General features: G+C 54.6%; 19 protein-coding genes. 10 read left to right on the forward strand and 9 right to left on the reverse strand.

Going from position 1 to position 23,650, the window contains the following annotated elements; all coding sequences use genetic code 11:
• Nucleotides 1-138 precede the first annotated feature (138 nt).
• The 4 genes from PAG01S_RS13340 to PAG01S_RS13355 are packed head-to-tail and all read left to right on the forward strand — an operon-like array spanning nucleotide 139 to nucleotide 4,108.
• Nucleotides 139-888, forward strand: a complete 750-nt coding sequence (locus PAG01S_RS13340) for an SDR family NAD(P)-dependent oxidoreductase (protein ID WP_045139970.1) — start codon at nucleotides 139-141, stop codon at nucleotides 886-888.
• 54 nt (nucleotides 889-942) lie between these two features.
• Nucleotides 943-2,241, forward strand: a complete 1,299-nt coding sequence (locus PAG01S_RS13345; RefSeq protein ID WP_033779972.1) for an MFS transporter — start codon at nucleotides 943-945, stop codon at nucleotides 2,239-2,241.
• Between the two features lie 12 nt (nucleotides 2,242-2,253).
• Entirely contained in the window at nucleotides 2,254-3,096 is an 843-nt protein-coding gene (locus PAG01S_RS13350) for a transketolase (RefSeq protein ID WP_062759016.1), read from the forward strand.
• Between the two features lies 1 nt (nucleotide 3,097).
• Nucleotides 3,098-4,108 (forward strand): transketolase family protein, encoded by a 1,011-nt coding sequence (locus PAG01S_RS13355; RefSeq protein ID WP_022624574.1) that lies wholly within the window; start codon nucleotides 3,098-3,100, stop codon nucleotides 4,106-4,108.
• Nucleotides 4,109-5,253: 1,145 nt separating this feature from the next.
• Here PAG01S_RS13355 and PAG01S_RS13360 read toward each other — a convergent pair.
• The 3 genes from PAG01S_RS13360 to PAG01S_RS13370 all read right to left on the reverse strand — a co-directional run bounded on the left by PAG01S_RS13360 (nucleotide 5,254) and on the right by PAG01S_RS13370 (nucleotide 10,154).
• Entirely contained in the window at nucleotides 5,254-6,225 is a 972-nt protein-coding gene (locus PAG01S_RS13360; protein WP_010246824.1) for a ParB family protein, read from the reverse strand.
• A gap of 7 nt (nucleotides 6,226-6,232) precedes the next feature.
• Nucleotides 6,233-7,432, reverse strand: a complete 1,200-nt coding sequence (locus PAG01S_RS13365; RefSeq protein ID WP_010246822.1) for an AAA family ATPase — start codon at nucleotides 7,430-7,432, stop codon at nucleotides 6,233-6,235.
• A 1,792-nt stretch (nucleotides 7,433-9,224) separates the two neighbouring features.
• Nucleotides 9,225-10,154, reverse strand: a complete 930-nt coding sequence (locus PAG01S_RS13370; RefSeq protein ID WP_010246820.1) for a RepB family plasmid replication initiator protein — start codon at nucleotides 10,152-10,154, stop codon at nucleotides 9,225-9,227.
• Nucleotides 10,155-10,613: 459 nt separating this feature from the next.
• On the opposite strand from PAG01S_RS13370, the gene PAG01S_RS13375 reads away from it, so the two are divergent.
• Entirely contained in the window at nucleotides 10,614-11,984 is a 1,371-nt protein-coding gene (locus tag PAG01S_RS13375) for an aldehyde dehydrogenase family protein (RefSeq protein WP_033760838.1), read from the forward strand.
• A gap of 3 nt (nucleotides 11,985-11,987) precedes the next feature.
• Here PAG01S_RS13375 and PAG01S_RS13380 read toward each other — a convergent pair whose 3' ends face one another.
• Together PAG01S_RS13380 and zigA are read right to left on the reverse strand one after the other, a co-directional pair.
• Nucleotides 11,988-13,166: an NAD(P)/FAD-dependent oxidoreductase gene (locus PAG01S_RS13380; protein ID WP_062759017.1), complete on the reverse strand. Its 1,179-nt coding sequence runs from the start codon at nucleotides 13,164-13,166 to the stop codon at nucleotides 11,988-11,990.
• A gap of 92 nt (nucleotides 13,167-13,258) precedes the next feature.
• A complete protein-coding gene (gene zigA, locus PAG01S_RS13385; RefSeq protein WP_010246814.1) occupies nucleotides 13,259-14,488 on the reverse strand; it encodes a zinc metallochaperone GTPase ZigA in 1,230 nt (409 codons plus the stop codon).
• A 119-nt stretch (nucleotides 14,489-14,607) separates the two neighbouring features.
• On the opposite strand from zigA, the gene PAG01S_RS13390 reads away from it, so the two are divergent.
• Nucleotides 14,608-14,946 carry an ASCH domain-containing protein gene (locus PAG01S_RS13390; protein ID WP_062759019.1) on the forward strand — a complete coding sequence of 113 codons (339 nt, stop codon included), beginning with the start codon at nucleotides 14,608-14,610 and terminating at the stop codon, nucleotides 14,944-14,946.
• Here PAG01S_RS13390 and PAG01S_RS13395 read toward each other — a convergent pair whose 3' ends face one another.
• Nucleotides 14,947-15,495: a helix-turn-helix domain-containing protein gene (locus PAG01S_RS13395; RefSeq protein WP_033768731.1), complete on the reverse strand. Its 549-nt coding sequence runs from the start codon at nucleotides 15,493-15,495 to the stop codon at nucleotides 14,947-14,949.
• Between the two features lie 111 nt (nucleotides 15,496-15,606).
• On the opposite strand from PAG01S_RS13395, the gene PAG01S_RS13400 reads away from it, so the two are divergent.
• From PAG01S_RS13400 to PAG01S_RS13415, 4 genes are all read left to right on the forward strand, one after another.
• The gene (locus tag PAG01S_RS13400) at nucleotides 15,607-16,275 is read left to right on the forward strand and encodes an AzlC family ABC transporter permease (protein ID WP_010246808.1); all 669 of its coding nucleotides are present in this window, start codon (nucleotides 15,607-15,609) and stop codon (nucleotides 16,273-16,275) included.
• Complete coding sequence (locus PAG01S_RS13405; protein WP_010246806.1) at nucleotides 16,272-16,595, forward strand: AzlD domain-containing protein; 324 nt, start codon at nucleotides 16,272-16,274, stop codon at nucleotides 16,593-16,595. The genes PAG01S_RS13400 and PAG01S_RS13405 overlap by 4 nt, the downstream gene beginning before the upstream one ends.
• 107 nt (nucleotides 16,596-16,702) lie before the next feature.
• Entirely contained in the window at nucleotides 16,703-17,605 is a 903-nt protein-coding gene (locus PAG01S_RS13410; protein ID WP_010246804.1) for an alpha/beta hydrolase, read from the forward strand.
• A 56-nt stretch (nucleotides 17,606-17,661) separates the two neighbouring features.
• A complete protein-coding gene (locus PAG01S_RS13415) occupies nucleotides 17,662-18,354 on the forward strand; it encodes a DJ-1/PfpI family protein (protein WP_033768726.1) in 693 nt (230 codons plus the stop codon).
• Here the strand turns inward: PAG01S_RS13415 and PAG01S_RS13420 are convergent.
• The 3 genes from PAG01S_RS13420 to PAG01S_RS13430 are packed head-to-tail and all read right to left on the reverse strand — an operon-like array spanning nucleotide 18,340 to nucleotide 23,448.
• Entirely contained in the window at nucleotides 18,340-19,305 is a 966-nt protein-coding gene (locus PAG01S_RS13420; protein ID WP_050679232.1) for an acyltransferase family protein, read from the reverse strand. The genes PAG01S_RS13415 and PAG01S_RS13420 overlap by 15 nt on opposite strands.
• Complete coding sequence (locus PAG01S_RS13425) at nucleotides 19,298-22,360, reverse strand: efflux RND transporter permease subunit (protein ID WP_022624583.1); 3,063 nt, start codon at nucleotides 22,358-22,360, stop codon at nucleotides 19,298-19,300. The genes PAG01S_RS13420 and PAG01S_RS13425 overlap by 8 nt, the downstream gene beginning before the upstream one ends.
• Nucleotides 22,360-23,448: an efflux RND transporter periplasmic adaptor subunit gene (locus tag PAG01S_RS13430; protein ID WP_062759020.1), complete on the reverse strand. Its 1,089-nt coding sequence runs from the start codon at nucleotides 23,446-23,448 to the stop codon at nucleotides 22,360-22,362. The genes PAG01S_RS13425 and PAG01S_RS13430 overlap by 1 nt, the downstream gene beginning before the upstream one ends.
• Nucleotides 23,449-23,650 lie beyond the last annotated feature (202 nt).

Genomic DNA, 23,650 nt, shown 5'->3' on the forward strand with positions numbered 1-23,650 from the left:
ACTGCATCAAACCAACAAATTCATTCAGCATCAAATGAATTTTTTTGCATTGCCAATATTAGCCGCTTTATCAATTCTGATCGTGACCCTGCCGGTAGCGATACCGAACCACTAATAATTATTTTTCTGGAGTGGACAATGTTACTCGAAAATAAAGTTGCGATTATTACAGGTGCCGCCTCTCAGCGCGGCATTGGCCGGGCCACAGCCGCCTGTTTTGCTCAGCATGGCGCGCGCGTGGTGGTGCTCGATTTAGATCTGCAGGCCGCCCAGGCCAGCGCACTGTCTTGTGGTGATGGGCATCTCGGCCTGGCCACAGATGTGACCGATCCCCTCTCTGTTCGTCGTGCCATCGACCAGGTTCTTGAGCACTTCGGCCGTATTGATGTGCTGGTCAACAATGCAGGTATTACTCAGCCGGTTAAAACACTGGAAATCGGCATCGAGGATTACAACCGTATTCTTGATGTCAATCTGCGCGGCACGCTGCTGATGTCTCAGGCGGTGATCCCCACCATGCAGCAGCAGAAAGGCGGCAGCATCATCTGCCTGTCCTCGGTCTCAGCACAGCGCGGCGGCGGGATTTTCGGTGGCCCGCACTACAGTGCCGCTAAAGCGGGCGTTCTGGGCCTGACTAAAGCGATGGCGCGCGAATTTGGCCCTGACCAGATACGCATTAATGCCCTGACGCCCGGTCTGATCCAGACGGACATCACTGGTGGCTTGTTACAGGATGAACGCCGCCACGCCATTCTCGACGGAATTCCGCTCGGCCGCCTTGGGTCCGCCAGTGACGTCGCTAACGCTGCGCTGTTTCTCGCCAGCGATCTCTCCGGTTATCTCACCGGCATCACGCTGGATGTGAACGGCGGCATGCTGATCCATTAAATAGCGCCCTTCCCTGCCCGCACGCCTGGCGGGCTAACTTCGGGAGTGAACATCATGACCACGCTTAACCTGAGCGCAGCCTCTGCTGCGCGCGATATCACCTATCGCAAAATTGCCTGGCGCCTGATGCCCTGGCTGATGCTCTGTTATCTCTGCGCCTATCTTGACCGCGTCAATGTGGGCTTCGCTAAATTACAGATGATGGATGATTTGTCTCTCAGCGAAACCGTGTATGGACTGGGTGCCGGGATCTTTTTTATCGGCTACTTCTTCTTTGAGGTGCCGAGTAACCTGATCCTGCACCGTGTCGGCGCACGCCGCTGGATTGCCCGCATTATGATCACATGGGGAATCATCTCAGCCCTGTTCGCCTTTGTAGAAACCGCATGGCAGTTCTACCTGCTGCGCTTTCTGCTCGGCGTCGCCGAGGCCGGTCTTGCGCCAGGTTTACTGCTCTACCTGACCTACTGGTTTCCATCACACCGTCGCGCGCGTATGACCGTGCTCTGGTTTGTCGCCATTCCACTTTCAGGGATGATTGGCGGCCCGCTCTCAGGCTGGATTATGGCGACCTTTGCAGGCTTTCACGGATGGGCCGGCTGGCAGTGGATGTTTATGCTGGAAGCTATCCCCACTCTTATTATGGGATTAGTGGTACTGCTGGTTCTGAAGGATCGCGTTGAACAGGCAGAGTGGCTGGATGAAGATGAGAAACGCCGCGTGCGTGCCGATCTGGACGAGGATAATCAGCAGAAAGCCTGTCATGGCACGGTAAAAGCCTTTGTCGCCGACCGTCGTCTGTGGCTGCTGGCGCTGATCTACTTCTGTGTGGTGATGGGTCAGTACGCCCTGACGTTCTGGTTACCGACGCTGGTGAGAAACTCAGGCGTCAGTGAGCCGCTGCATATTGGGCTGCTGACCAGTCTGCCTTACCTCTGCGCCATTATCTTTATGCTGCTGGCCGGGCGCAGTGGCGACCGCTATCGTGAACGCCGCTGGCATCTGATTGTTCCGATGCTGATCGGACTCACCGGACTGACGCTGGCAACTCTGCTGAGCCATAGCGTCTCCCTGTCACTGCTCTCCCTTTGTATTGCCGCTGCGGGCATTCTTTCCGCCTCATCGCTGTTCTGGATGTTGCCGACCAATCTGTTAGGTGGCGTCTCTGCCGCCGCAGGCATCGCCGCCGTGAACTGCATTGCTAATCTGGCCGGTTTTTTCTCACCGTGGCTGATAGGCACCATCACCACCGCAACCGGTACGCCCGCTTCCGGAATGTACTTTATTGCTGCCGTCCTGCTGGGTGGCGCGCTATGCGTGCTGCGCATCCGGGCAGCGGACGTTAATCGTTAATCAGGAGGTAATATGACTGACTCTCGTCACGCTTCACACGTGCTCTCATTGCAGCAACGAGCCACCAATATTCGCCGCCATGCCTTATTAATGGGGCAGATTCAGGGGCAGGGATATATCGGTCAGGCGCTGGGTGCCGCCGATTTGCTTGCTGTCAGCTATTTCCACGCCATGAATTACCGGCCGGATCAACCTGAGTGGGAAGAGCGCGATCGCTTCTATCTGTCGATTGGCCATTACGCTATCGCCCTTTACGCCGCCCTGCTGGAAGCAGGCGTGATACCTGAAGAGGAAAGGGAAACTTATGGGACTGATGAGAGCCGCTTGCCGATGTCCGGCATGGCTGCCTATACCCCAGGCATGGAAATTACCGGCGGTTCACTGGGTCATGGATTAGGTATTGCCGTGGGTGCCTGTCTTGGGCTGAAGCAGAAAGGCTCGCAGGCACGAGTCTATAACCTGCTTTCAGATGGTGAACTGAATGAAGGCTCTACCTGGGAAGCGGCAATGTCCGCCTCACACTGGCAACTTGATAACCTGATCGCCCTTATCGACGTCAACAATCAGCAGGCTGACGGCCATAGCAGTGAGATTCTCGCTTTTGAACCCATTGTGGATCGCTGGCAGGCTTTTGGCTGGTACACCCAGCGGGTTGATGGCAACGATATCTCTGCTTTACAGGCCGCCTTTGATGCGGCTCGCAGCTGGCCCGAACCCCAGCCGCGCGTCATCATTTGCGATACCCGAATGGGCAAAGGGGTGCCGTTTCTGGAAAGTCGTGAGAAAAACCACTTTATTCGGGTCGATGCCGATGAGTGGGACAAAGCCCTGACCGCACTTGAGCAAGGAGTCTGAGATGAGTTCACAACCGCAAAAAAAACGTCTGACCACATCCGCCATGATCGCCTCGATCGCCGCTGAAGGCCAGCCCACGGTTTCAGCTCCTTTTGGACATGCCCTGGTCTCTCTGGCAGAGCAGCGCTCAGATGTGGTGGGGCTGACGGCTGATTTAAGTAAATACACCGATCTGCACCTGTTCGCAGAGGCTTTTCCGAAACGCTTTTATCAGATGGGCATGGCGGAACAGTTACTGATGAGCGCCGCAGCAGGTATGGCGCGTGAAGGCTTTATGCCTTTTGTCACCACTTATGCCGTCTTTGCTTCCCGCCGCGCTTATGATTTTATCTGCATGGCCATCGCCGAAGAGAATCTGAACGTTAAAATCGCCTGCGCACTGCCGGGCCTGACCACCGGTTATGGACCGAGTCATCAGGCGACTGATGACCTGGCAATCTTCCGTGGCATGCCGAACCTGACTATCATCGATCCCTGCGATGCACTGGAGATTAGCCAGGTGATACCGGCTATCGCTGAACATCAGGGTCCGGTCTATTTGCGCCTGCTGCGCGGTAAGGTTCCGCTGGTGCTGGATAAATATGACTATCGCTATCAGCACGGTAAGGCTCAGCGCCTGCGCGGCGGTAAGCATGCCGTTATTATCAGCAGCGGATTGATGACCATGCGGGCGCTTGAGGCCGCTGAAGCGCTGGAGAAGCAGGGGATTGAGGTCGGTGTGGTTCACTCACCCATGATTAAGCCTCTGGATGAAGAGACCATCCTGCGTGAGGCGGGAGTAGCACTGCATCATAACCAGCTGGTTATCACCGCTGAAAATCATTCGATAACCGGTGGCTTAGGCGAAGCTATTGCCGGCCTGTTAATGCGAAACCATGTGACACCGCGCTTTAAACAGATTGCGCTGCCGGATGCTTTCCTTGCAGCAGGCGCACTACCGACGCTGCATGACCGTTATGGCATCTCAACGGATGCCATGGTTAAGCAAATCACCGCCTGGCTTGAAGCCTGATTCATATCAAAACCGGGCCTGGCCCGGTTTTCTTCTGCATAGGTTCGCTGCTGCCGTGGAAGATCATCATTGCATTACGTCACTTCACATCGGTCTGATTACTGATTGCAGTGGTCAGCACTCTCTGCGCATCAGCAACTACGCTGTATGCTGATAACAGCCACTGATAACCCGGTTCAATGCCATACAGACGTTATTTCTCGCAATTCACTGTAAACAGCAGTGCGGTGAGCCATCGCCTTTTATCAGGTAGGCCGATAGGGGCTCTTCGTCCGTAAGCTGCCGATTTCATCTGCTTTACCCAATACAGTGAATCTGATGCCATGCAACTACCTTTCCGTCATGAGCAGACTGTGACAATCTTTTCGCGCTGATCAGGTTTTAATGGAGTTCCCTGCCAAAGCTGCATCTTGTATCGCACCTCTTCAAAAAAAATTTTATCGCGCAGAAAAAGTTATCCACTTTTTCTGTGGATAAGTGAGGGATAGTTTCTGAGTATCTTTTTTCACTCTCTGTTCAGGACTTTACTGCTCTCAAGATACGCCTCTTTTCTGATCTTAACCGTTCGCCCTCAGGCCTGAAACGAGGGAGCGTTTAACTGCAGGCATGGCGATTTCAGGCTGAAATTCTTGCATCTTTTATATTAAAAACAAACAGTTAATCACGAAATATCGCTGGCGGGCTAATGTTTGGAGAAAGGCCAGGCAGAGGGTTTAGCGGAGTGTGTGAAGCCGGTACGCTGTTACTGAGGTTCAGTGGGGGTTGATTGGTCACTAATGAACCAGCCCCGGAAAATCATTACTTGCAATATTCTGACCGTCGGATGCGCGCTGACGGCGATGAGATTCATCAACGATAGCATCAGACGAAAAACGTTATCTCTGTTTATAGTGACCTGTGCGGTTTGGAAGGGGCCTGGGTATCTGGCGAAAAAGTTCAGCGAAGTGGCGATTTCATGCAGTTTTTCAGCAAGAGATAATAAAGCAATTTATTATATTTCAATATCTTAAGCAGGAATTCACACTTAAAAATCTGGCGATTTCAGCCTGAAATTTGGGTATTCGCCATCTCTTTTAACGACGACTCGCTACAAAAATCGAAAAAAAAGCCAGCGTTTATCGCTGGCTGATTTGAGTGCAGATACATTAACGGTTGAGATATTTTTTCAGGGTCTCCGCAATAACTTTATCCAGCTCTTCCTGCAACTCTTTCGACTGCCGGTTAAATTCATAACTGAACATCCGCCCGCGTACCTTTTTACGGGCGAAGCGATCTTTATCCGCAAAAGACCAGAGCGCAGTCGCCTGGGTTTTATCTTTCTCCGGTTCTTTGATCAGAGTCTGGCTGCCCTGTCGAATCAGACGCAGAATATGATTTTTAAGCTCGTCCTCGGCCAGACCTTCACGGGCACAGACCACATCAATTTCCCTGGAAATGGATTTGATCAGAGCTTCAACGCTTTGCCCCGACTCACTCAACTTGTCAGCAGCCTGTAACAACGCTTTATAGTCGGGATAGGTCAGCTCAGCGTGATTAGGAAAAAGTGAAATCAAATCTGATGGAACGCTGGCGGCCTGCAGGGCACGCGTCACTTTCGCCTGGGACAAACCCTGATTTTCAGCAATCTCCTTCTGCGACAAACCGCCATCTTTAAGTGTTAACAGACGCATACCCACTTCGCGCAGATTGTGTTCCCGTGCCGTCTGAATATCCTGCGCCAGTCGGCGGGCTTCATCAGCGGTGATGGCCGCGTCAGTGATCAGCACGTCCAGGCCGGTTTTGCAGTAGAGTGCGGCTGCACGACGACGTGAGCCATCCAGGATTTCGATGCGGTCATCGCGCATCACGCCAATAGCGGGAAAGAACTGCTGAAGCTTAATGGTCCGGATAATGTCGCGCAGCGAATCAGGTGTCAGGCCTGCCTGATCGCGACCGTTGGTTTCCATTGTGACGAACGTTTTGCTTTCAACGTCGCTGGCGGCAATGCGTTCAAAGCGAAACAGGGCGCGCTTGCCCGTTGCCAGAACGAATGTCTGGTTGTGCTGGCTGTCTGGCGTGTCATTTTCCAGTGGAGTCTGGCTGAAGGTTCTGCCAATCGTAATTCTTTTTGCGCTCATACAAACCTCAGTTCAGGCGAATAAATTCGATACGGTCGAAGACGGCTTTAGCAAAGTCTTCTGCGGCGGATCGTGCATTCTTCAACGCTTCGCTGCTGCCGACGTAGGTCGAAGGATTGGCGGAGATAACCGTATCAAAGGATTCGCCACAACGTTCGAAACCATCAAGGCGGGGAAGGGCAGCATCAAGCATGTCGCCACCAAAAATCTCTTTTGCCAGGCTATGACAGAGTTTGTGGTCTGCTTTATTGGAGAGCTTCGACATGAAGCCAATATTACCCTGCAGCCGACAGGTCGCGCCGGAGTCTTCGATAATCGCAATCAGTTCCGGAAGACGAGTCAGGTATTTCAGTGTCGAGTGAAAGTCTACCTGAGCCGGTGGCACCGGAGTCATCAGAAGATCTGACGCTGCAATCGCATTCTTCAGGAAGGCATCAAGATGCGGGCCGCTGTCGATAAAGATAAAGTCATAATCTTTTTTCAGTTTGGCAATAACGTTGTCATACAACACGGCGTGAACGTTCTGTTGCGGAAGATGCTCAGCACAAAGCTGATCCCAGCTTGAGGCGATAAAGGCGTCATCAATCGATGCTGGCAGCACATCCACACCCGGAATGATCGACGGAACGATAAACTCGTTGACCAGCTCATCTCGTGAGACATTCTGCAGCATTGCCTGCGCCGCAGTCGCTTCCACCAGCCCGACGGAGCGCTCGTGGTTCAGAAACATGGTTGCTGAGGACTGCGGATCAAGGTCGATAACCAGGATGCGCAAATCTTCAAAAAGCAGATGGGGATGTGCGCGCAACGCATGTGCCAGCGAGACGGTTGAAACCGTTTTGGAGACACCGCCCTTCAGATTACCGACAAACAGGGTGTAAGCGTCACTATGGCGATCGCGATACTTCGGCACGCCACGATGATGATAGATATCGATAATATTCTGAATCGACATAGCATATTTAACGGAAGAACCGGCCGCACGTTTATCAAATTGATAACCGCTTTCTTCCATCTCATTGACTGCGTAATCCACACTGGCTCGGGTCAGTTTGGGCAACTTTGCCAGCGCCGCTTTGGCATAGACCTGATAGTAGGTATTTTCATGCAGTTCCTGCTTTTGCGCCTGAATTTGCTCGGTGAGGCTTAGCAGCATGCGTTCTGAACGCTGCGCAACCTTCATCACCTGCTTGTCATCATTAGCCATAGTTGCTCCAAACATGTAGGATTTATGACTTTATACAGAAATCCTGCACGTGAGGCAATAAATTATCTTCTCAACATAATCTCCGTTTTTATGTAACCACACGGGTTTTGGTGAGCTTCATCACATTATTTCGTCTGGCCGAATATATTTTGCAGGTTAATTGCGGTCGGCATTCACTGTAATCAGCAGAACATTCACTGTAGTGAGCAAACAGGTTTAAAAAATCATCAGACAAACTGGGAACAGTGAGCGGGAAAGGGGAGAACACAGAAGACGAACCTTGAGATCAAACGTTCACTGTAGTCAGTAAAGCTTGTGTCTCATCCGGTGACGTTATGGAGCAGGCGAAAGAGCGATGGATACATTGATAAATGGATTTCAGGCAGTGACTGCAGGTTGCAGTGCTGATCTTTGCCACTGCATCACTTCAACATTCACTATAGTCAGTAGCGTTTTGCGTGTTCAGCTCTGTGAAGAGCAACGTTCACTGTAATCAGTAAACTTGCCGATCAGGAGCCAGAAGAGGGAGCAGGGCAGAGTAAACGTTCACTGTAGTCAGTAAGGATGGGTTGAAAAATCCTCAGCGGATGATAAAAGCATCGGAATCTGGAGAGGGAATATACACCGGCAACGTCACAACCGACTCTGGTCTGCGATACAGAAGCGTAAAGCCCATAAACGTTCACTGTAATCAGTAAATCCAGAAAGCAGTAAACATTCACTATAGTCAGTAACATCACAAACAGAAGAGGCATTAGAAGGAGAACAACCGCGCAAACATTCACTGTAGTCAGTAGTCAGCAGTAAGTAGACAGAAGCGATTCTGTTCTGAATCAGGGCGTGCCGACGGGGTCGTAATATGAGTCAGTAGATAGCAGTAAGAAGACAGAAGCGATTCTGTTCTGCATCAGTGTGTGCCGAGTGGTCGTGAAAGACTCAGGCCATGCGAGCAACGGCTTCTTCTGTCGCCCTTCAGCCAGTCATGCACCAGCCCCGTATCGTATACATCAGCAATGCCGTCACCAGGTTCACTTTAACGTTCACTGTAATCAGTAGAATGCACGATGCCTTCAGGTACACCGCAGCAAACATTCACTGTAATCAGCAGAACGTTCACTGTAATCAGTACAAGATTAGCATCTCGCCATGGCAGTTATGACTCGCTTCAGACCGGACATCTGGCAACAACGTTCACTGTAATCAGTAGCGATTCGGAAAGCCGTTTAAGAGATTCAATGGTGAGGCGAGGGTAGTGCCCATCAGCAAACATTCACTGTAATCAGTAACAGTGTCACGCTGATATCTCTGGTTACGTGTGTCATTCAGGTTATACGTATCATGTGAATCACGCTGAGCAGACCCATCATGGTAAACCGCATCCAACCCTGATTTGCTGGCCAGCCAGTAATGCTCTTTGAGAACAGGGCAGAGCAAAGGCATTCACTGTAGTCAGTAAAAAGGATTCACTGTAATCAGCAGAGAGAGGCTTAGCCAACCGAAGTCAGGGCATTCACTGTAATCAGTAAACACAGTATAATTGAGTGCTAACCAATATGAGAGTAAGCACTAACTTACTTATAATCCCTTGTTATCAGGCGCATTGAAGGGGGGTAGGGTCTGAACACACTTTTGCACGGCGGCCCGGTTACTGATTACAGTGAACGTTACTGATCACAGTGAATCCCTGGGGAGTACTGATTACAGTGAATGAAGAGTGGATGGCGCAATGTCACCGGTGACGCAGAAAGTGACACTGCCACGCAGGAATACTGATTACAGTGAACGTGAGGGGTTAATCATCAAACTCGATCTCATCCAGCGAATCGATGCTCTCAAGATTACTGATGCCATCAAGCTTAGGCGTACGGCTGTGGATAATAAAAAAGACTGAGCGGCCACGCTTCACTTCTGAGTAATCCAGATAACCGATCTCTTTCAGCTGCTCCATCGCGCGCCGCACGACATGGTTCTGCGTGGTGGTCTTAGAGCCGAGGTTCAGGCGCATACGCAGGCGTGCAAGCGAGATAGGCGCCGGATTGGTTGGCAGGCTTTCCAGGAAGGTGTAAAGCGCCTGCGCAGACTCTTTACGCTTCAAACGGGATATTGCACGGAGCTGAAGCAGGACCTTGTGGTCGAAGTTATAGAGTTCGAACAGCTTGGGGTCGGCCTGGATGCGCACAATATCTTTTTCGCGATCGTAATAAGCAGACTGAACAAGGTGGGTGTGATAGGCCTTGCCGTTACCTTCAAAAGAGAGCGTATTGGTCGCGATACGGCGCAGAGAGGCATCAAGACGCTTGCGCAGGGCGGCTGAAGAGTTGGCAGAGGGAATGCCACACATCTTAACAAAGTCGATAAACGGCAGCGTGACAGTATCGCCTTTGGTCGGATAGCGGGAAAACGATTGAATAATACCCGCCCAGGTTTTGAAATCGTTATCCATATCCAGCCGCGCGCCGGTAATGGTAATCTTTTCGTAGCCTTCCGCTTTCACCAGCGTCAGATTCTTCAGCTCTTTCGTCGCATCCGTTGATGCCATCGCACCGGATTTACCGCGTGCAGTAGATTTCAGCGTCGGCACGAACAGCCCAAGACGCATTAAAGCGACAGGCTGAACGGTATTATTCTTGTTGGGATGAAGCTGAATAACTTCACCGCTGTTTTTTGTCACTGACAGAAAAGGTTCAAGTAACGCTTTGTTTTCGTTGTCTTTATCTGCCATGGCGTAAGATCTTCATTCTGTGGATGAAAGGGATCGTTTTCTGACTACAGTGAACATTAGCACTGTTTACAGTGAACATTCTACCTGGTACAGTGAATAAAGTACTGATTACAGTGAACACTTTACTGATTATAGTGAACGCGATCACCCTTTCAGCCCTTGTGGGGTGCGGCCTGCGACGATCGGGGATCTCTTAGGATCTCTATATGATCTATTAAGGATCGTTTATTAGGATCTGTTCACTGTATAAGTGGAAAACTTAAGGCGTAACATCATTTTCATATGAGCTGACCATCAGCAAAAACTGGCCAGCAATCTGCCCACTGCCTGACCGACTAATCGGCTATAGCCGCATTCATTCTCAATCTATAAACAACTTCCTCACTATTATTCATTTTTCATCATCAACTACAGCGCGTATCGTCTCTCCATCACTGACAGAATGAGGAAAACGGCACCATGACTGAACATGCCTTATCACGTAACCCTACAACTGGTGAAATTCTGGCACGCTATCCTTTGCAGAACAGTGCAGAGCTGGAACAGACACTGACTGAAAGCGCATCTGCTTTTGCAGCATGGAAACGCAGCACCATGACGGACCGCGTTCGCGTATTGCGTCAGCTTGGCGAACAGATCCGTCTGCGTGAGCAGGATCTTTCCCGCATGATCACCCTTGAGATGGGTAAACCCATTGCACAGGCACGCGCTGAAGTTCTGAAATGCGCTAACTTATGCGACTGGTATGCGGAACATGGCCCTGCAATGCTTGCCGATCAGCCTACTCAGATTGCCGATGCGTGGCAGCGATTCCGTCCCATCGGGGTGATCCTGGCTGTGATGCCATGGAATTTCCCCCTATGGCAGGTTCTGCGGGGCGCAGTGAGTATGTTGCTGGCAGGCAACACCTATCTGCTCAAACACGCGCCTAACGTCATGGGAAGCGCCACACTGATGGCTGAGCTGTTCAGGGCAACCGATCTGCCTGCTGGCGGCTTTAACCTGATCAACGTTGACAACGATGGTGTCTCCGTAGCCATCAAAGATGACCGCATTGCCGCCGTTGCCGTTACCGGAAGTGTCCGGGCTGGCGCCGCGATCGCTGCACAGGCGGGCGCAGCACTTAAGAAAACCGTGCTGGAACTGGGTGGATCCGATCCCTTTATCGTGCTGGCGGATGCCGATCTTGATGAAGCGGTTAAATCAGCCGTTATTGGACGTTTCCAGAATACCGGGCAGGTGTGTATGGCTGCCAAACGCTTTATTGTGGAAGCTCCGATCGCTGAAGAATTTGAAAAACGCTTCACTGCCGCGGTCCAGGCACTCACCATGGGCGATCCGCTGGATGAAAATACCTTCCTGGGCCCGATGGCACGCGCCGATCTGCGTGACGAACTGGATGGACAGGTAAAGGCCACGCTGCGTGAAGGTGCACGTCTGGTACTGGGCGGCGAGAAAGTGGCAGGGCAGGGTAACTACTACGCGCCGACCATTCTCGCTGATGTCACCAGCGACATGACCGCGTTCAGGCAGGAGCTGTTTGGCCCGGTAGCCGCTATTGCGGTCGCCAGGGATCCACAACATGCGCTGGAGATCGCCAACGACAGCGAATTTGGCCTCAGCGCCACCGTCTGGAGCGGTAATGAAGAGATTGCCGATCGTCTGGCGCTCCAGCTGGAAGTCGGTGCTGTGTTTATTAATGGCAACGGCGCGTCCGATCCGCGCGTTACCATCGGTGGTGTGAAGAAAAGCGGCTACGGCCGTGAGCTGTCGCACTTTGGTGTGCACGAATTCTGTAACGTGCAGACCGTCTGGAAGAATCGTCGCTAGTGTTTACTGTGCCGACGGAAGATAAGCGGGCGCTGTTTTAGCGACCGCACTGAGCGGACGCAGCAACCGATGCGGTGCAAACGCACTCAGCATTGGTGAGCCTGTGCCGCTCAGCATCTCCTCAGCCACCAGCCTGCCCAGCAATGGGGCAAGTGTCATGCCGCTATGGCTGACCATCAGATAAACGCGTGATGACTCGCTGATATAGCCTAATGCCGGCAAGCCATCTGACGGACGCGACCGCTGTCCTGTTTCAATCCGCTCAATTCTCGCGCCTTCCGTGTTTCTAAACAGCCGCCGCAATCGACGCAGCATCTCTTTGCCAATCAGTCCATCCGGCGAGACCGGCCGCGCCGGATCGGCGTGCTGATCCAGATCCAGCGCCTGCAGCATCAGACGGCCACCGCCATCCGGCCGCACATTCAGTTCCGGGGTAATCAGATTGCATTTAAGTGGGATCGGCAGAGGCTGGGTCTGCGCCAGAAAACTGCAGGCAACAGGATCGGCGCGGTTCGCATCGGTCATCGCCAGTTCAAGCCCGCACTGACTTATCAGTTCCGGTGCCCAGCGGCCGGTCGCCAGTACCAGCTGATCGCCGCGCCATTCATCCCCACTGGCCAGCGTAAGATGGACATCCTGCGCCGATTCAGTGAGCGTCGTCACTTCATTGTTGCAGACCAGCTGCCCGCCACTGGTACGCAGCTCTGCCAGCAGAGAGGCGATAAACAGGCTCGGATAAAGCAGACACTCCGACGGGAAAGACCAGGCGTGCTGAACGCGGGGATCAAGCCGCAACTCGGGCATTGCACCCAGAAGTGCGGCGCGGCTACGTTTCTCTACGGGGTAATCGAGCGTCGTAAGCTTTGCTGCGCGCTGCGCCAGCTGGCGCAGGGATGATTCATCGGCCGCCCACTCCAGCGTGCCGGTTTCCAGCAGCCATCGGGGTGATGCAGGATGGCTTGCCTGCCAGCGCTTGTGCTCGTCTATCGCATGGGCATTAAGATCATGGTAGCTGGTGGGTTCTTTGCCGTTGGCATTGACCCAGGCATAGCTGATCTGACTGGTTCCGCTGCCAGGATAGTTTTTATCGAAGACGGTGACCTGTGCGCCCCGTCGCGACAATGACTGCGCGACGGCTAAACCCAGCACGCCTGCACCGATTACGGCAATACGTTGTGGCATATCTGGTCTCTCCTGAACAGGGATTAGTGGAAAACTGCTACCCGCCGGTTCGTTTACTATTGCGAAGTCAAAGAAGTACGTCAACCGCAGCGTCAGGCGGTGGTTTCATCGAACCATGCGGGCACCGGATCGGCCAGGGTGATCCACTGTTCAGGCCCCGCAGCCATCTCCTGTGGTGTCAGCAGCGCATGATCCAGCGCGGCACGGACGCTCTTCTCGTCCATCTCAATGCCGATAAAGACCAGTTCCTGGCGCGCATCGCCGGTACCTTCCTGCCACTGTTCAGCGATAAAGTTGAGCGAATCCGCATCCTGTGGCCATTCAGTTCGCGGCACGCTGACCCACCAGCGCCCGGCATAACCCTGACGTGCCACCGCGCCCGCCTGCGACCACATCGCGGCATATTCCGGTCGACTGGCCAGCCAGAAGTAGCCTTTAGAGCGGATAACGCCGTCAAGCTGGTGGTTTACTGCATGCCAGAAACGCTGCGGATGGAACGGACGACGGGCGCGATAGACAAAGTTACGAATGCCATACTCCTCCGATTCCGGCTGATGCTCACCGCGCAGGGTCTGCAGCCAGCCGGGTGCCTGCGCTGCCCGGTCAAAATCAAACCGGCCGGTATTTAGCAGGCAGTCCAGCGGAACCTGCCCAAACTCACTGTTCACAATAAGCGCGTGCGGATTAAGCGCCTGCAGCATGCCCTTCAACTGGTGCAGCTGCGCCGGGCTGAGCAGGTCCGTTTTGTTCAGCACCAGCAAATCACAAAACTCAATCTGATCCACCAGCAGATCAACCACTGAGCGCTCATCCTGCGCGCCCAGCGATTCGCCACGTGACTGCAGATCATCGGCTGAGCGATAATCGCGCAGGAAGTTAAAGCCATCGACTACGGTGATCATACTGTCCAGCCGGGCATAGGCTGACAGACTTTCACCCGCTTCATCTTCAAACGTAAAGGTTTCGGCAACCGGCAGCGGTTCAGAAATGCCGGTAGACTCAATCACCAGGTGATCGAAACGCCCGGCCTGAGCCAGACGTTTTACCTCCAGCAGCAGATCTTCACGCAACGTGCAGCAGATGCAGCCGTTACTCATTTCGACCAGCTTTTCATCGGTGCGGGAGAGCTGCGCACCGCCATCGCGCACCAGCGCAGCGTCAATATTAATTTCAGACATATCATTGACGATCACCGCGATCCGCCGTCCTTCGCGGTTGTTCAGAATATGATTAAGCAGGGTAGTTTTACCGGCACCGAGAAAGCCGGAGAGAACGGCAACCGGCAGACGGGGATCGTCGGATGTCAGAGCAGAGAGTGTCATGATGTTACCTGTAAGAACGGGATTATAGATACGTTATAACATAACATTAGTGTGTTTGTTTTCAATCCTGATTTGTGTTTTTGTTGTGGGTACCAATGAGCGTTTAAAAGGGAGTGGAAATGCAACAACTCACGCTTGTCCCGCGTCTGATGCCAGCCGTCAGGTCCGGAGAGAAAACCTCGACGATTCGCTGGCAGGAGGGCGATATCACCATGGGTCCGCTGAGACTGGTGAATCAGCACGATGAAACGGACGCGGTAATCGTGTGGGTGACGCAGGTCGACACGCTGCGCTTAAGCGAAGTCGCCGCGACGCTGGGGAAACAGGAGGAATGGCCTGATGAGGTGCTGCTGGAAGGGATGCGCGAGCACTATCCGGAGATCAGGCTGAGCAGTGAGGTGCAGCTAATCACTCACCTCACGCCCGCAGAAACCCTGCAGAAGCTCACTAAACAGTGATCAGCTGTGCTCAATCACCAGCAGCGCCATCGTATCGGCTTCCAGCGCCCGAAAGATATGCAGCTCATCGCCCGGATAGGTAATGTAATCCCCCACATCCAGCTCCACCGCACTGTCGACCGGGCCCACCAGCGCACGCCCTTTAGCGATAATAATATGCTCAATGGTATTGGGGATATGGGGCTGGGAAATGCGTTCGCTGCCGGGCTGAACTTCCAGCAGATAGATATCACGCCGAACGCCGGGCGGGCAGGAGGCCAGCAAAACGGCCTGATAATCGGCCAGATCGGCGGTTACCGTCAGGCCCTCTCCACGCCGAATCACCTGCAGACGACGCGCATCCGGCTCCAGCAGACGTGAAAATGGAATGTTCAGCGTTACGCAAAGCGACCACAGGGTTTCAATGCCCGGATTGCCATTACCCGCTTCCAGCTGTGACAGCGTAGATTTGGCGATCCCTGCGCGGCGCGCCACTTCAGCCAGTGAAAGACCGGCTCGCTGACGTTCACGTACTAAGGCACTGGCAATAATGCTGATAGGGGTATTCAAACGCACTCCTGATAACCTGAATGTTTTTTATATCGAACATAACGTTCATCTTGTAAAACGTTTTCGCAGTGTTCATTATATCGGATTATATGTTCATTATGAGACAGAGTGATGCTTTTTCCGCAAATGCAGTTGCTGGACAAAGGGGTTATCAAAGCGATTTTTCTGGTCTGCCTGGCTGATGGAATTGTTGGATTATCCTATGGCTCGCTGGCGTCGGCCGACGGGTTTCCGCTCTGGGTGCCGCTGGCGCTCTCAACGCTGGTGCTGGCGGGGGCGTCGGAGTTCCTGTTTATCGGCATTGTGGCCGGTGGCGGCAGTCCATTTACCGCCGCCGCAGCGGGCCTGCTGGTAAACGCACGTCATTTGCCGTTTGGCATCGCGGTCAAGGATCTGGTGGGGCAGGGTCCGTCAGGCTGGCTGGGCTGTCACATCATGAACGATGAAAGTGTGGTGTTTGGGATCTCTCAGCCGCAACTGGCGCAGCGCCGCAGTGCTTACTGGCTGTGCGGTATCGGTATCGGCTTGATATGGCCGGTCAGCGTCATGATCGGGGCAGCAATCGGGCAGTTTATTCCTGATGTCTCGGTGATCGGACTGGATGCGGTGTTTCCGGCGATCCTGATTGCTCTGATCTTCCCGGCGCTGCGCCAGCGACGCACCCGGATCCCCGCGACCGTCGGCGCGCTGCTCTCCTTGCTGGCGACGCCACTGGTTCCGGCGGGCATGCCGGTGCTGTTTTCACTGCTGGGCCTGCTGACATGGAGATCGCGCAAATGACACATCAGGGAATGATTATCGCCGGGATTGCCCTGCTGGCTGCCGGAACCTATCTGATGCGGTTTGCAGGCGTCAGGCTGGGAAACCGTCTGCCGATCAGCGAGCGCACCCAGCAGATGCTCTCCGACGCCGCCACGATATTGCTGCTGGCGGTAGCGGCCACCACCACGCTGTTTGAAGGCCAGCATTTTGCCGGTGTGGCACGGGTGGCGGGCGTGGGCTTTGCCCTGTTGCTGGCGTGGCGTCGTGCGCCGCTGATTATGATTATTCTGGGGGCGGCGGCGATGACGGCGCTGTTGCGTTTTCTCGGCGTGCCCTGAGGATGTTATTAACCCCGGCAAAAGCGGGGATGTTATCGCGGTGAAAATTTGTCAGGATGGCACTCTCTCAGGCGTGATTAGCCCGATAACCTTGCAGGGATTGCTGAATGAACACTATCCGTACCTGTTTCCTCCTGATGCTGCTGACCGTGATGACAGCCGGTTTAACCGCCGTTCCGGCCATTGCCCGACCCGATATGCGTCCGCTGGGCAAGAACATCGCCGACACAGGTTCCGCCTGGTATCGCTTCCAGAGTAAAAAGTTTGTCTCACAGGATGGGGAACGGCACTATCGGGTGTGGCTTGCTATCCCCAAAAGCGATGCGCCGCCAGGCGGCTATCCGGTGCTCTGGCTACTGGATGGCAATGCGGCGATGGCACATTTGACAGAACCTCTGCTTAAAAAGCTGAGCAGCGGCACGCCGCCAGTGCTGGTCGCGGTGGGTTACGACACCCATTTGCCCTTTGATGTGGTGGCGCGTAATTACGACTACACCCCACCCAATGATGCGCCTGATACTCTGGTCACTCAGCCTCATGGCCGCAAAGGCGGAGGCAGCCATCAGTTTCGTCAACTGCTGCTGAACACAATTGTCCCGTGGGCAGAACGCATTGCGCCCAGTAATCCGCAGCGGCGTGCGCTCTGGGGTCACTCCTACGGCGGACTGTTCGTGCTGGACACCTTCTTTCATGCCGCCTGGTTCAGCCATTATTTTGCGGCCGCTCCCTCGCTGAGCTGGAATCATCAGCGCATTCTTACCCTGGCCCGACGCGCCGACGCCGGACCGCTAAAACATTTGTCGCTCTATCTGATGGAGGGCGATGGCATCACCGAACGCCGAACCGGCCACTCTGACGATCTTCAGCAGGAAGAGCGCGCGCTTACCGACATCCTGCGCCCGAGCGGTGCCAGACTGATTCTGACGCGTTATGCCGGTCAGAGTCACGGCCAGATATTACCCTCATCGCTGGTGGATACGCTGGAAATAGTTTCCGGTAGCCGGGATTGATATCTGACCGGGCATCGCGGCATGATGGCGTTTCATCACCTGCCCGGAGTTCACGCATGAATCGTCCGCTACAGATTGGTCTTTTGCTGTTCCCTGATGTCACTCAGCTCGACTTGACCGGCCCGTGGGAGGTGTTTGCGCGCACGCCTGGTGTCGAATGCCATCTCATCTGGAAAGATCTTCAGCCGGTGCGTTCCGATCGCGGCCTGTCGATATTGCCGACCACTACGTTTGCAGATTGTCCGCCACTGGATGTGATCTGTGTGCCTGGCGGGCCAGGACAGATCGCCCTGATGTCGGATGACATCACGCTGAATTTCCTTCGCCAGCAGGCCGATCAGGCGAAGTGGGTTACGTCGGTCTGTACCGGTTCGCTGGTGCTGGGGGCCGCCGGATTGCTAAAGGGATATCGTGCGACCTCGCACTGGAGCTCCATCGATCAGCTGGCCCTACTGGGCGCGGAGCCGGTTAGTCAACGGGTGGTGCGCGACCGCAATCGTATCAGCGGCGCAGGCGTGACCTCTGGCATCGATTTTGCCCTGACGCTGGTGGCAGAAATTGCGGGTGACGCGGTGGCGAAATCGGTTCAGCTGCAGATGGAATATGATCCTGAACCGCCGTTTACCAGCGGTTCGCCGCATACCGCATCGCCACAGGAAGTGGAGCAGGCGCGGGCGAAAATGGCTGAGTTTCTTGCCACTCGTCGTGCGGCAACCGAACGAGCCGCCCTGCGACTACAGGCTGATTAGCTTACTGACGCCGGGGATGCGCAACAGCAGCAGTGACAGCGCCATTGAGAAGATTAACGTCAGGGCGATGACCAGCAGTTTATCGCCCAGCGTCTGGATGCGGATTGCCGCCGCCAGCAGGCCAAAAATCAGATAGTGCAGGATATAGACGCCGGTCATGGTCTTCCCCAGGGTCGTCAGAAACGGCGTCAGCCACTGGACTTTTTCCGGCAGGCGAATGGCGTTAATGCTGATCACAATCAGCACCACCAGCAGATAAACCTGCGAGCCCGTCAGCACCACATCGTTATGGGTCGCCAGAAAGCGCGCAAGAAAGTAATGACGCTCATACAGCCAGGTAAAGAGATAAACCGCGGGCAGCAGCAGCAGGCTAATCTTTATCACTCTGGGTGATGTCAGCAACTGCATCACGCGCGGCGCGGCCATCAGCCGACCCGTGAGGTAGTAGAGCACCCAGGTCCAGATTCGGTATTGCGGCAGCAGCGATAAGGCCCGCTGGCCCGGGTAGAGGCTGGCGAGCAGGTCATAGGCAAAAGCTAACACCAGCAGCAGTAAAATCCCCGATGCCATCAGCCCAGGCCGCTGAATGAGTCGGTCAATCAGCGGATGCGACACATAAATCACAATCAGCGCAATTACAAACCACGGCTGAATCAGATAGCCCTTATGATGCATCCCGGCAAACCAGAAAAAGCTGAACCAGAAGATAAAAATCAGCAGAATGCGGCGAATTTTGCCGAGCTGCCACGCGGGCGTATGCAGCTCACCGGCGTCGATATAACCGCTGAGCAGAAAATAGAGCGGCGTGGCGATCGTCGAAACAAAACTCAGCACGTTCAGCGTCAGATTAATGTCGTAATGGTAGCTGTCGTAGCTCTGGTAAAGCGTGAAAAACGAGACGGCGGTGATACAGGCCAGCGTCTTCAGCATTGCCAGTCCGCTCTTATTCACCGCGCGCCTCCCGGCCATGGAAGCAACGATAGATGACCGGCAGCACCAGCAGGGTCAATACTGTCGCGAACCCGAGTCCAAAAATAATGACCACCGCCATGCTCTGGAAAAAGACGTCGCGCAGCAGCGGCAGCAGGCCCAGCACCGTGGTGAAGGCGGTCAGCAGAATAGGACGCAGACGTGAGGTCGCCGCATCAATAATCGCCAGCTGCAGCGATTTCTCCTGCCGGAACAGCCTGATCTCCTCAATCAGCACGATCCCGTTACGGATCAACATGCCCGACAGGCTCAGCAGCCCAATCAGCGCCATAAAGCCAAACGGAATACCGGTGAACAAAAAGCCACAGGTGACGCCAATCAGCGCCAGCGGCACGGTGATCCAGATAGCGACGGCGTCGCGCAGCGAGTTAAACATCAGCACGGTAATGATGAACATCGCCAGGAATCCCACCGGCAGCGAACTCAGCAGCCCGCTTTGCGCTTCACGTGAACTCTCCAGCTCACCTCCCCATTCAAGCCGGTAGCCCGCCGGGAGTTTAAGCTGATCGATCTGTGGCTGAACCCGCGCCACCACTTGTGCCGAGGTTAACCCTGAAGCGGGATCGGGATCGGTCTGCACCGTCAGCACGCGCGTACGATCGCGACGCATAATCAGCGGATTCTCCCACTCCAGCCGGAAGTCAGAAATCACATTGCTCAGGGGCACAAAGTGCTGCAGGGCCGCACTCCACAGCTGAATATTCTCGATGTGATCGACACTCTGCCGCTCTTCATCAGCCGGATAGAGCATCACCGGCATCAGCCGCGAACCGTCACGGAAAATGCCCACCGCGTCACCGCTGAAATTCATTCTCAGCGCCTGATCGATGTCACGTTTATCGATACCCAGTTCCTGACCACGCAGCGCCGAATAGACCGGGCGGATCACTTTGCTGCGCTCCTGCCAGTCATTGCGAACCGGAAACGTTGAGCCATCCGCCAGGAAAATGGCATCCAGCTGGCTGCCGATGTGGCGCAGCACTTCGGGATCGGGGCCGATCACCCGCAGGGCAATGGCGCTGTCACTGGCGCTGCCAAACTGGATACGTTTAATGCGCTGATTCACCTGTGGGAAGTTCTGCTCAATATAGGCCTCGGTTTTCAGCGCCAGCGCATCAAGCTGTCGGCCATCCTTAACCCGCACCATAATCTGGGCGAAGTTGCTGTACTGCCGTGCCGCGTCGTAGGTCAGGGTAAAGCGCAGAGCGCCCTGGCCCACCGTCGTGACCGTGGCTGCGACCTCAGGATCCTGGTTAATGAACCTGGCAATATCCGCCGCCGTATTCGCGGTGTAATGAATATCGGTGCCATAGGGCAGCCAGAGATCGGTGAAAAAGACCGGCGTGCTGGAGGAGGGGAAAAAGTTCTGCTTCACGAGTGTAAAGCCATATAGCGACAGAGCCAGCAGTGCCACCATTACCGTCAGCGTGGTCAGGCGGAAACGCAGCAGGCCGCCCAGCGCCTGACGATAGAGCCGAAATACGATGCCCTGATAAGGCGTGGAGGGTTCGGTTTGCTCAGGCTGAGCCGTGCTGCGGCGCTTCTCACTCCAGTTGATAAACACCGGCGTTAAGGTCAGCGCCGTGACCCAGCTCAGCATCAGTGAAATCAGCAGCACCTGGAACAGCGATTTACAATATTCGCCGGTCGAATCCTGCGACAGGCCAATCGGCGCAAAGGCGAGAATCGCAATCACCGTGGCACCCAGCAGCGGCAGGGCAGTGCGCCGTACCATACGGGCAATGGCCTGCTGTAAAGGGTGACCGCGCTGGTGATCGATTTTGACCCCTTCGACCACCACAATGGCATTGTCCACCAGCATGCTGAGCGAAATAATCAGCGCGCCCAGCGACACCCGCTGCAGCTCAAGTTTAAACAGGTACATGATCAGGAGTGTGCCAAGCACGTTAAGCGCCAGCGAGGCGGCAATCACCATGCCGCTGCGCAGGCCCATAAACAGCAGCAGCGTTCCCACCACAATCGCCAGCGCCATCAGGAAGTTGAGGATAAAGCCATCAACCGACTGTTTCACCTCATGGGCCTGGTTATAGAACACCTTCAGACTGATACCGGCGGGCGTATCCTGCTGGTAGTGCGCCATTCGGGCGGAAAGCGCGTCGCCAACATCAATCACATTGACGCCAGGCGCGAACGAAATGCCGATAGCCAGAGCCGCTTCACCGTCTGCAAAGTAGATATTGGCGGGATTGTCGGTAACGCCACGCGTCAGGGTGGCGATATCGCGCAGATGCACGTTCTGTGGGTTGCCAGCGGGCAGAATCGGCAGATTAGCCAGATCGTCCAGCGTCTGCAGTTCGCCGGTGGGATGAAAACGGATCGATTCGCTGTCGACCCGCAGCGTTCCGGCACTGGCAACGCTGTTATTCCGGCTCAGCAGATCGGCGACGCGCTGCGGCGTCATACCATAGGCGGTCATTTTGCTGGCGGAGAGAGCGATGCGGATCTCCTCCTGCTCGACGCCCGCTACTGCAACTTTAGCCACACCCGGCACCAGCACCAGATCGCGCCGCAGCTGATCGGCATAGTTGCGCAGTTCGCTGTTGGTAAAGTCTTTACCGTGAATGACGAAGAAGTAGCCGTAAACATCGCCGAAATCATCGTTAACCAGCGGGGCCTGAACGCCAGGCGGGAACTGCCGGGCCGCATCGCCGACCCGACGACGTAACTCATCCCAGATTTGCGGCAGCTGATCGGCCAGATAGCGGGTATGAATATTAACGGTAATCTGCGACAGGCCATTGCCAGAAATGGACGTGACATTGTCCAGCGACGGCAGGCGCTGCAGCGCATTCTCCAGCGGCAGCGTTACCTCCTCTTCAACCTGCTGTGCGGACGCGCCGGGATAGTGGGTGACAATAACCGCAGACTTAATGGTAAACAGCGGATCTTCGAGGCGGCCAATGTTGAGCAGCGCATAGATTCCGCCCACGCCCAGCAGCAGAATGACCATCCAGATACGAATGGGTTTATCAAGAAAATGCTCCTGAATACGCATTATAACCCCCGCTCGCGCTGCCAGATGCGCACCGCTTCACCGTCACGCAGCTCACCCACTCCGGCGGCAACGATACGGTCGCCCGGCTTTAGCCCGCTGATGATTTCAATGCCCTGGGCGGTGAGACGACCCACTTCGACAGGTCGATCTTTGATGCGCAGCACCTCGCCATCCTGCTCAACCAGCCAGACGTGCGGCTGATTGGTGGGGCTGCGATCGGGATTGAACACCGCCGCCGCAGGCACGACCAGAAGCGGCTGGGCAGGGGCATTTGGCAGGTTATGCAGCCTGACGCGCACCGAGCCGCTGAGGCCGGCAACGCCAGGGAGATCAGCCGGACGCGGCATGGTCAGCACCACCTGATAGGTCAGCGTGGCGGCATCCGTCTGGCTGGTGTGCTCTTTATATTGTGCGGTGAAAAAGCGGCCTGGCAGGGCGTTAAACTGCACTTCAGGCTGATAGTTAATATTCTGGATATCGAGGCTGGTGAAGAGGGTTTCGGGCAGCGTAAAGATGACGTCGAGCAGATCGGCACGGGTCAGCAGCGCAATGGGCTGTCCGGCGGCCACGACCTGATGATTACGCGCCTGTACCCTTGCAATCACGCCATCAAACGGCGCGCGAAGGCTAAGAAACTGTAACTCCTCCTGTGCGATTTTCAGCGCAGTCGCGGCGGCATCGCGATTAGCACGCTGCACATCCATTTCAGACTTTGAAACGGCGCTGCGCTGGGCCAGCGTATTGAAGCGCTGAAATTGTCGCTCCGCCAGTTGCAGTGCAGTCTGGCGGTCGCGTACCCGTAGTTTCGCATCTGCATCATTCAGGGTAGCGAGAAGCTGTCCCGCTTTCACGGGCGTTCCGTCACGAATATCAAGCTGGACCAGCTGGCCTGCCCGTTTAAACGCAAGATCGGTATTATCACCCGCCTGAATACGCGAAGGAAATACCCGGATATTTTGAGCGATGTCCGACTCAAGGGTGAAAACTTTAATTACGCGGGGCGGGGGAGCATCCGGTTCTTTTTTTTCATCGCACGCTGTCATAAAAAAACAACAGAGCAAAATGAGGATAACCTTGCGTTTAATCATTTTCTTCGCCTTAACATCAGCTTTTAAACTGCGGTTTGATAAGCATTAAGGCGTAATAAACCCTGATGCTTATCGCGACCGGGATAAACTTATTTTTAATCTTCGTCATATAAGTTTAACGAAGCGGCAGGGCCGCTTCGCCTGAATCGGCTTACGCCGCCATCTGAGAGACCACCAGCCAGGTCAGTAAGCCCACCAGAGT

Source organism: Pantoea agglomerans NBRC 102470 (assembly GCF_001598475.1).
GTDB classification, from domain to species: Bacteria; Pseudomonadota; Gammaproteobacteria; order Enterobacterales; family Enterobacteriaceae; genus Pantoea; species Pantoea agglomerans.

Coding starts and splice junctions, on each gene's coding strand:
- PAG01S_RS13425 (WP_022624583.1), bottom strand. CDS start 22,360: ATGCGTATTCAGGAGCATTTTCTTGATAAACCCATTCGTATCTGGATG.
- PAG01S_RS13350 (WP_062759016.1), top strand. CDS start 2,254: ATGACTGACTCTCGTCACGCTTCACACGTGCTCTCATTGCAGCAACGA.
- PAG01S_RS13345 (WP_033779972.1), top strand. CDS start 943: ATGACCACGCTTAACCTGAGCGCAGCCTCTGCTGCGCGCGATATCACC.
- PAG01S_RS13375 (WP_033760838.1), top strand. CDS start 10,614: ATGACTGAACATGCCTTATCACGTAACCCTACAACTGGTGAAATTCTG.
- PAG01S_RS13360 (WP_010246824.1), bottom strand. CDS start 6,225: ATGAGCGCAAAAAGAATTACGATTGGCAGAACCTTCAGCCAGACTCCA.
- PAG01S_RS13365 (WP_010246822.1), bottom strand. CDS start 7,432: ATGGCTAATGATGACAAGCAGGTGATGAAGGTTGCGCAGCGTTCAGAA.
- PAG01S_RS13390 (WP_062759019.1), top strand. CDS start 14,608: ATGCAACAACTCACGCTTGTCCCGCGTCTGATGCCAGCCGTCAGGTCC.
- PAG01S_RS13415 (WP_033768726.1), top strand. CDS start 17,662: ATGAATCGTCCGCTACAGATTGGTCTTTTGCTGTTCCCTGATGTCACT.
- PAG01S_RS13370 (WP_010246820.1), bottom strand. CDS start 10,154: ATGGCAGATAAAGACAACGAAAACAAAGCGTTACTTGAACCTTTTCTG.
- PAG01S_RS13340 (WP_045139970.1), top strand. CDS start 139: ATGTTACTCGAAAATAAAGTTGCGATTATTACAGGTGCCGCCTCTCAG.
- PAG01S_RS13355 (WP_022624574.1), top strand. CDS start 3,098: ATGAGTTCACAACCGCAAAAAAAACGTCTGACCACATCCGCCATGATC.
- PAG01S_RS13400 (WP_010246808.1), top strand. CDS start 15,607: ATGCTTTTTCCGCAAATGCAGTTGCTGGACAAAGGGGTTATCAAAGCG.
- PAG01S_RS13410 (WP_010246804.1), top strand. CDS start 16,703: ATGAACACTATCCGTACCTGTTTCCTCCTGATGCTGCTGACCGTGATG.
- PAG01S_RS13380 (WP_062759017.1), bottom strand. CDS start 13,166: ATGCCACAACGTATTGCCGTAATCGGTGCAGGCGTGCTGGGTTTAGCC.
- zigA (WP_010246814.1), bottom strand. CDS start 14,488: ATGACACTCTCTGCTCTGACATCCGACGATCCCCGTCTGCCGGTTGCC.
- PAG01S_RS13430 (WP_062759020.1), bottom strand. CDS start 23,448: ATGATTAAACGCAAGGTTATCCTCATTTTGCTCTGTTGTTTTTTTATG.
- PAG01S_RS13405 (WP_010246806.1), top strand. CDS start 16,272: ATGACACATCAGGGAATGATTATCGCCGGGATTGCCCTGCTGGCTGCC.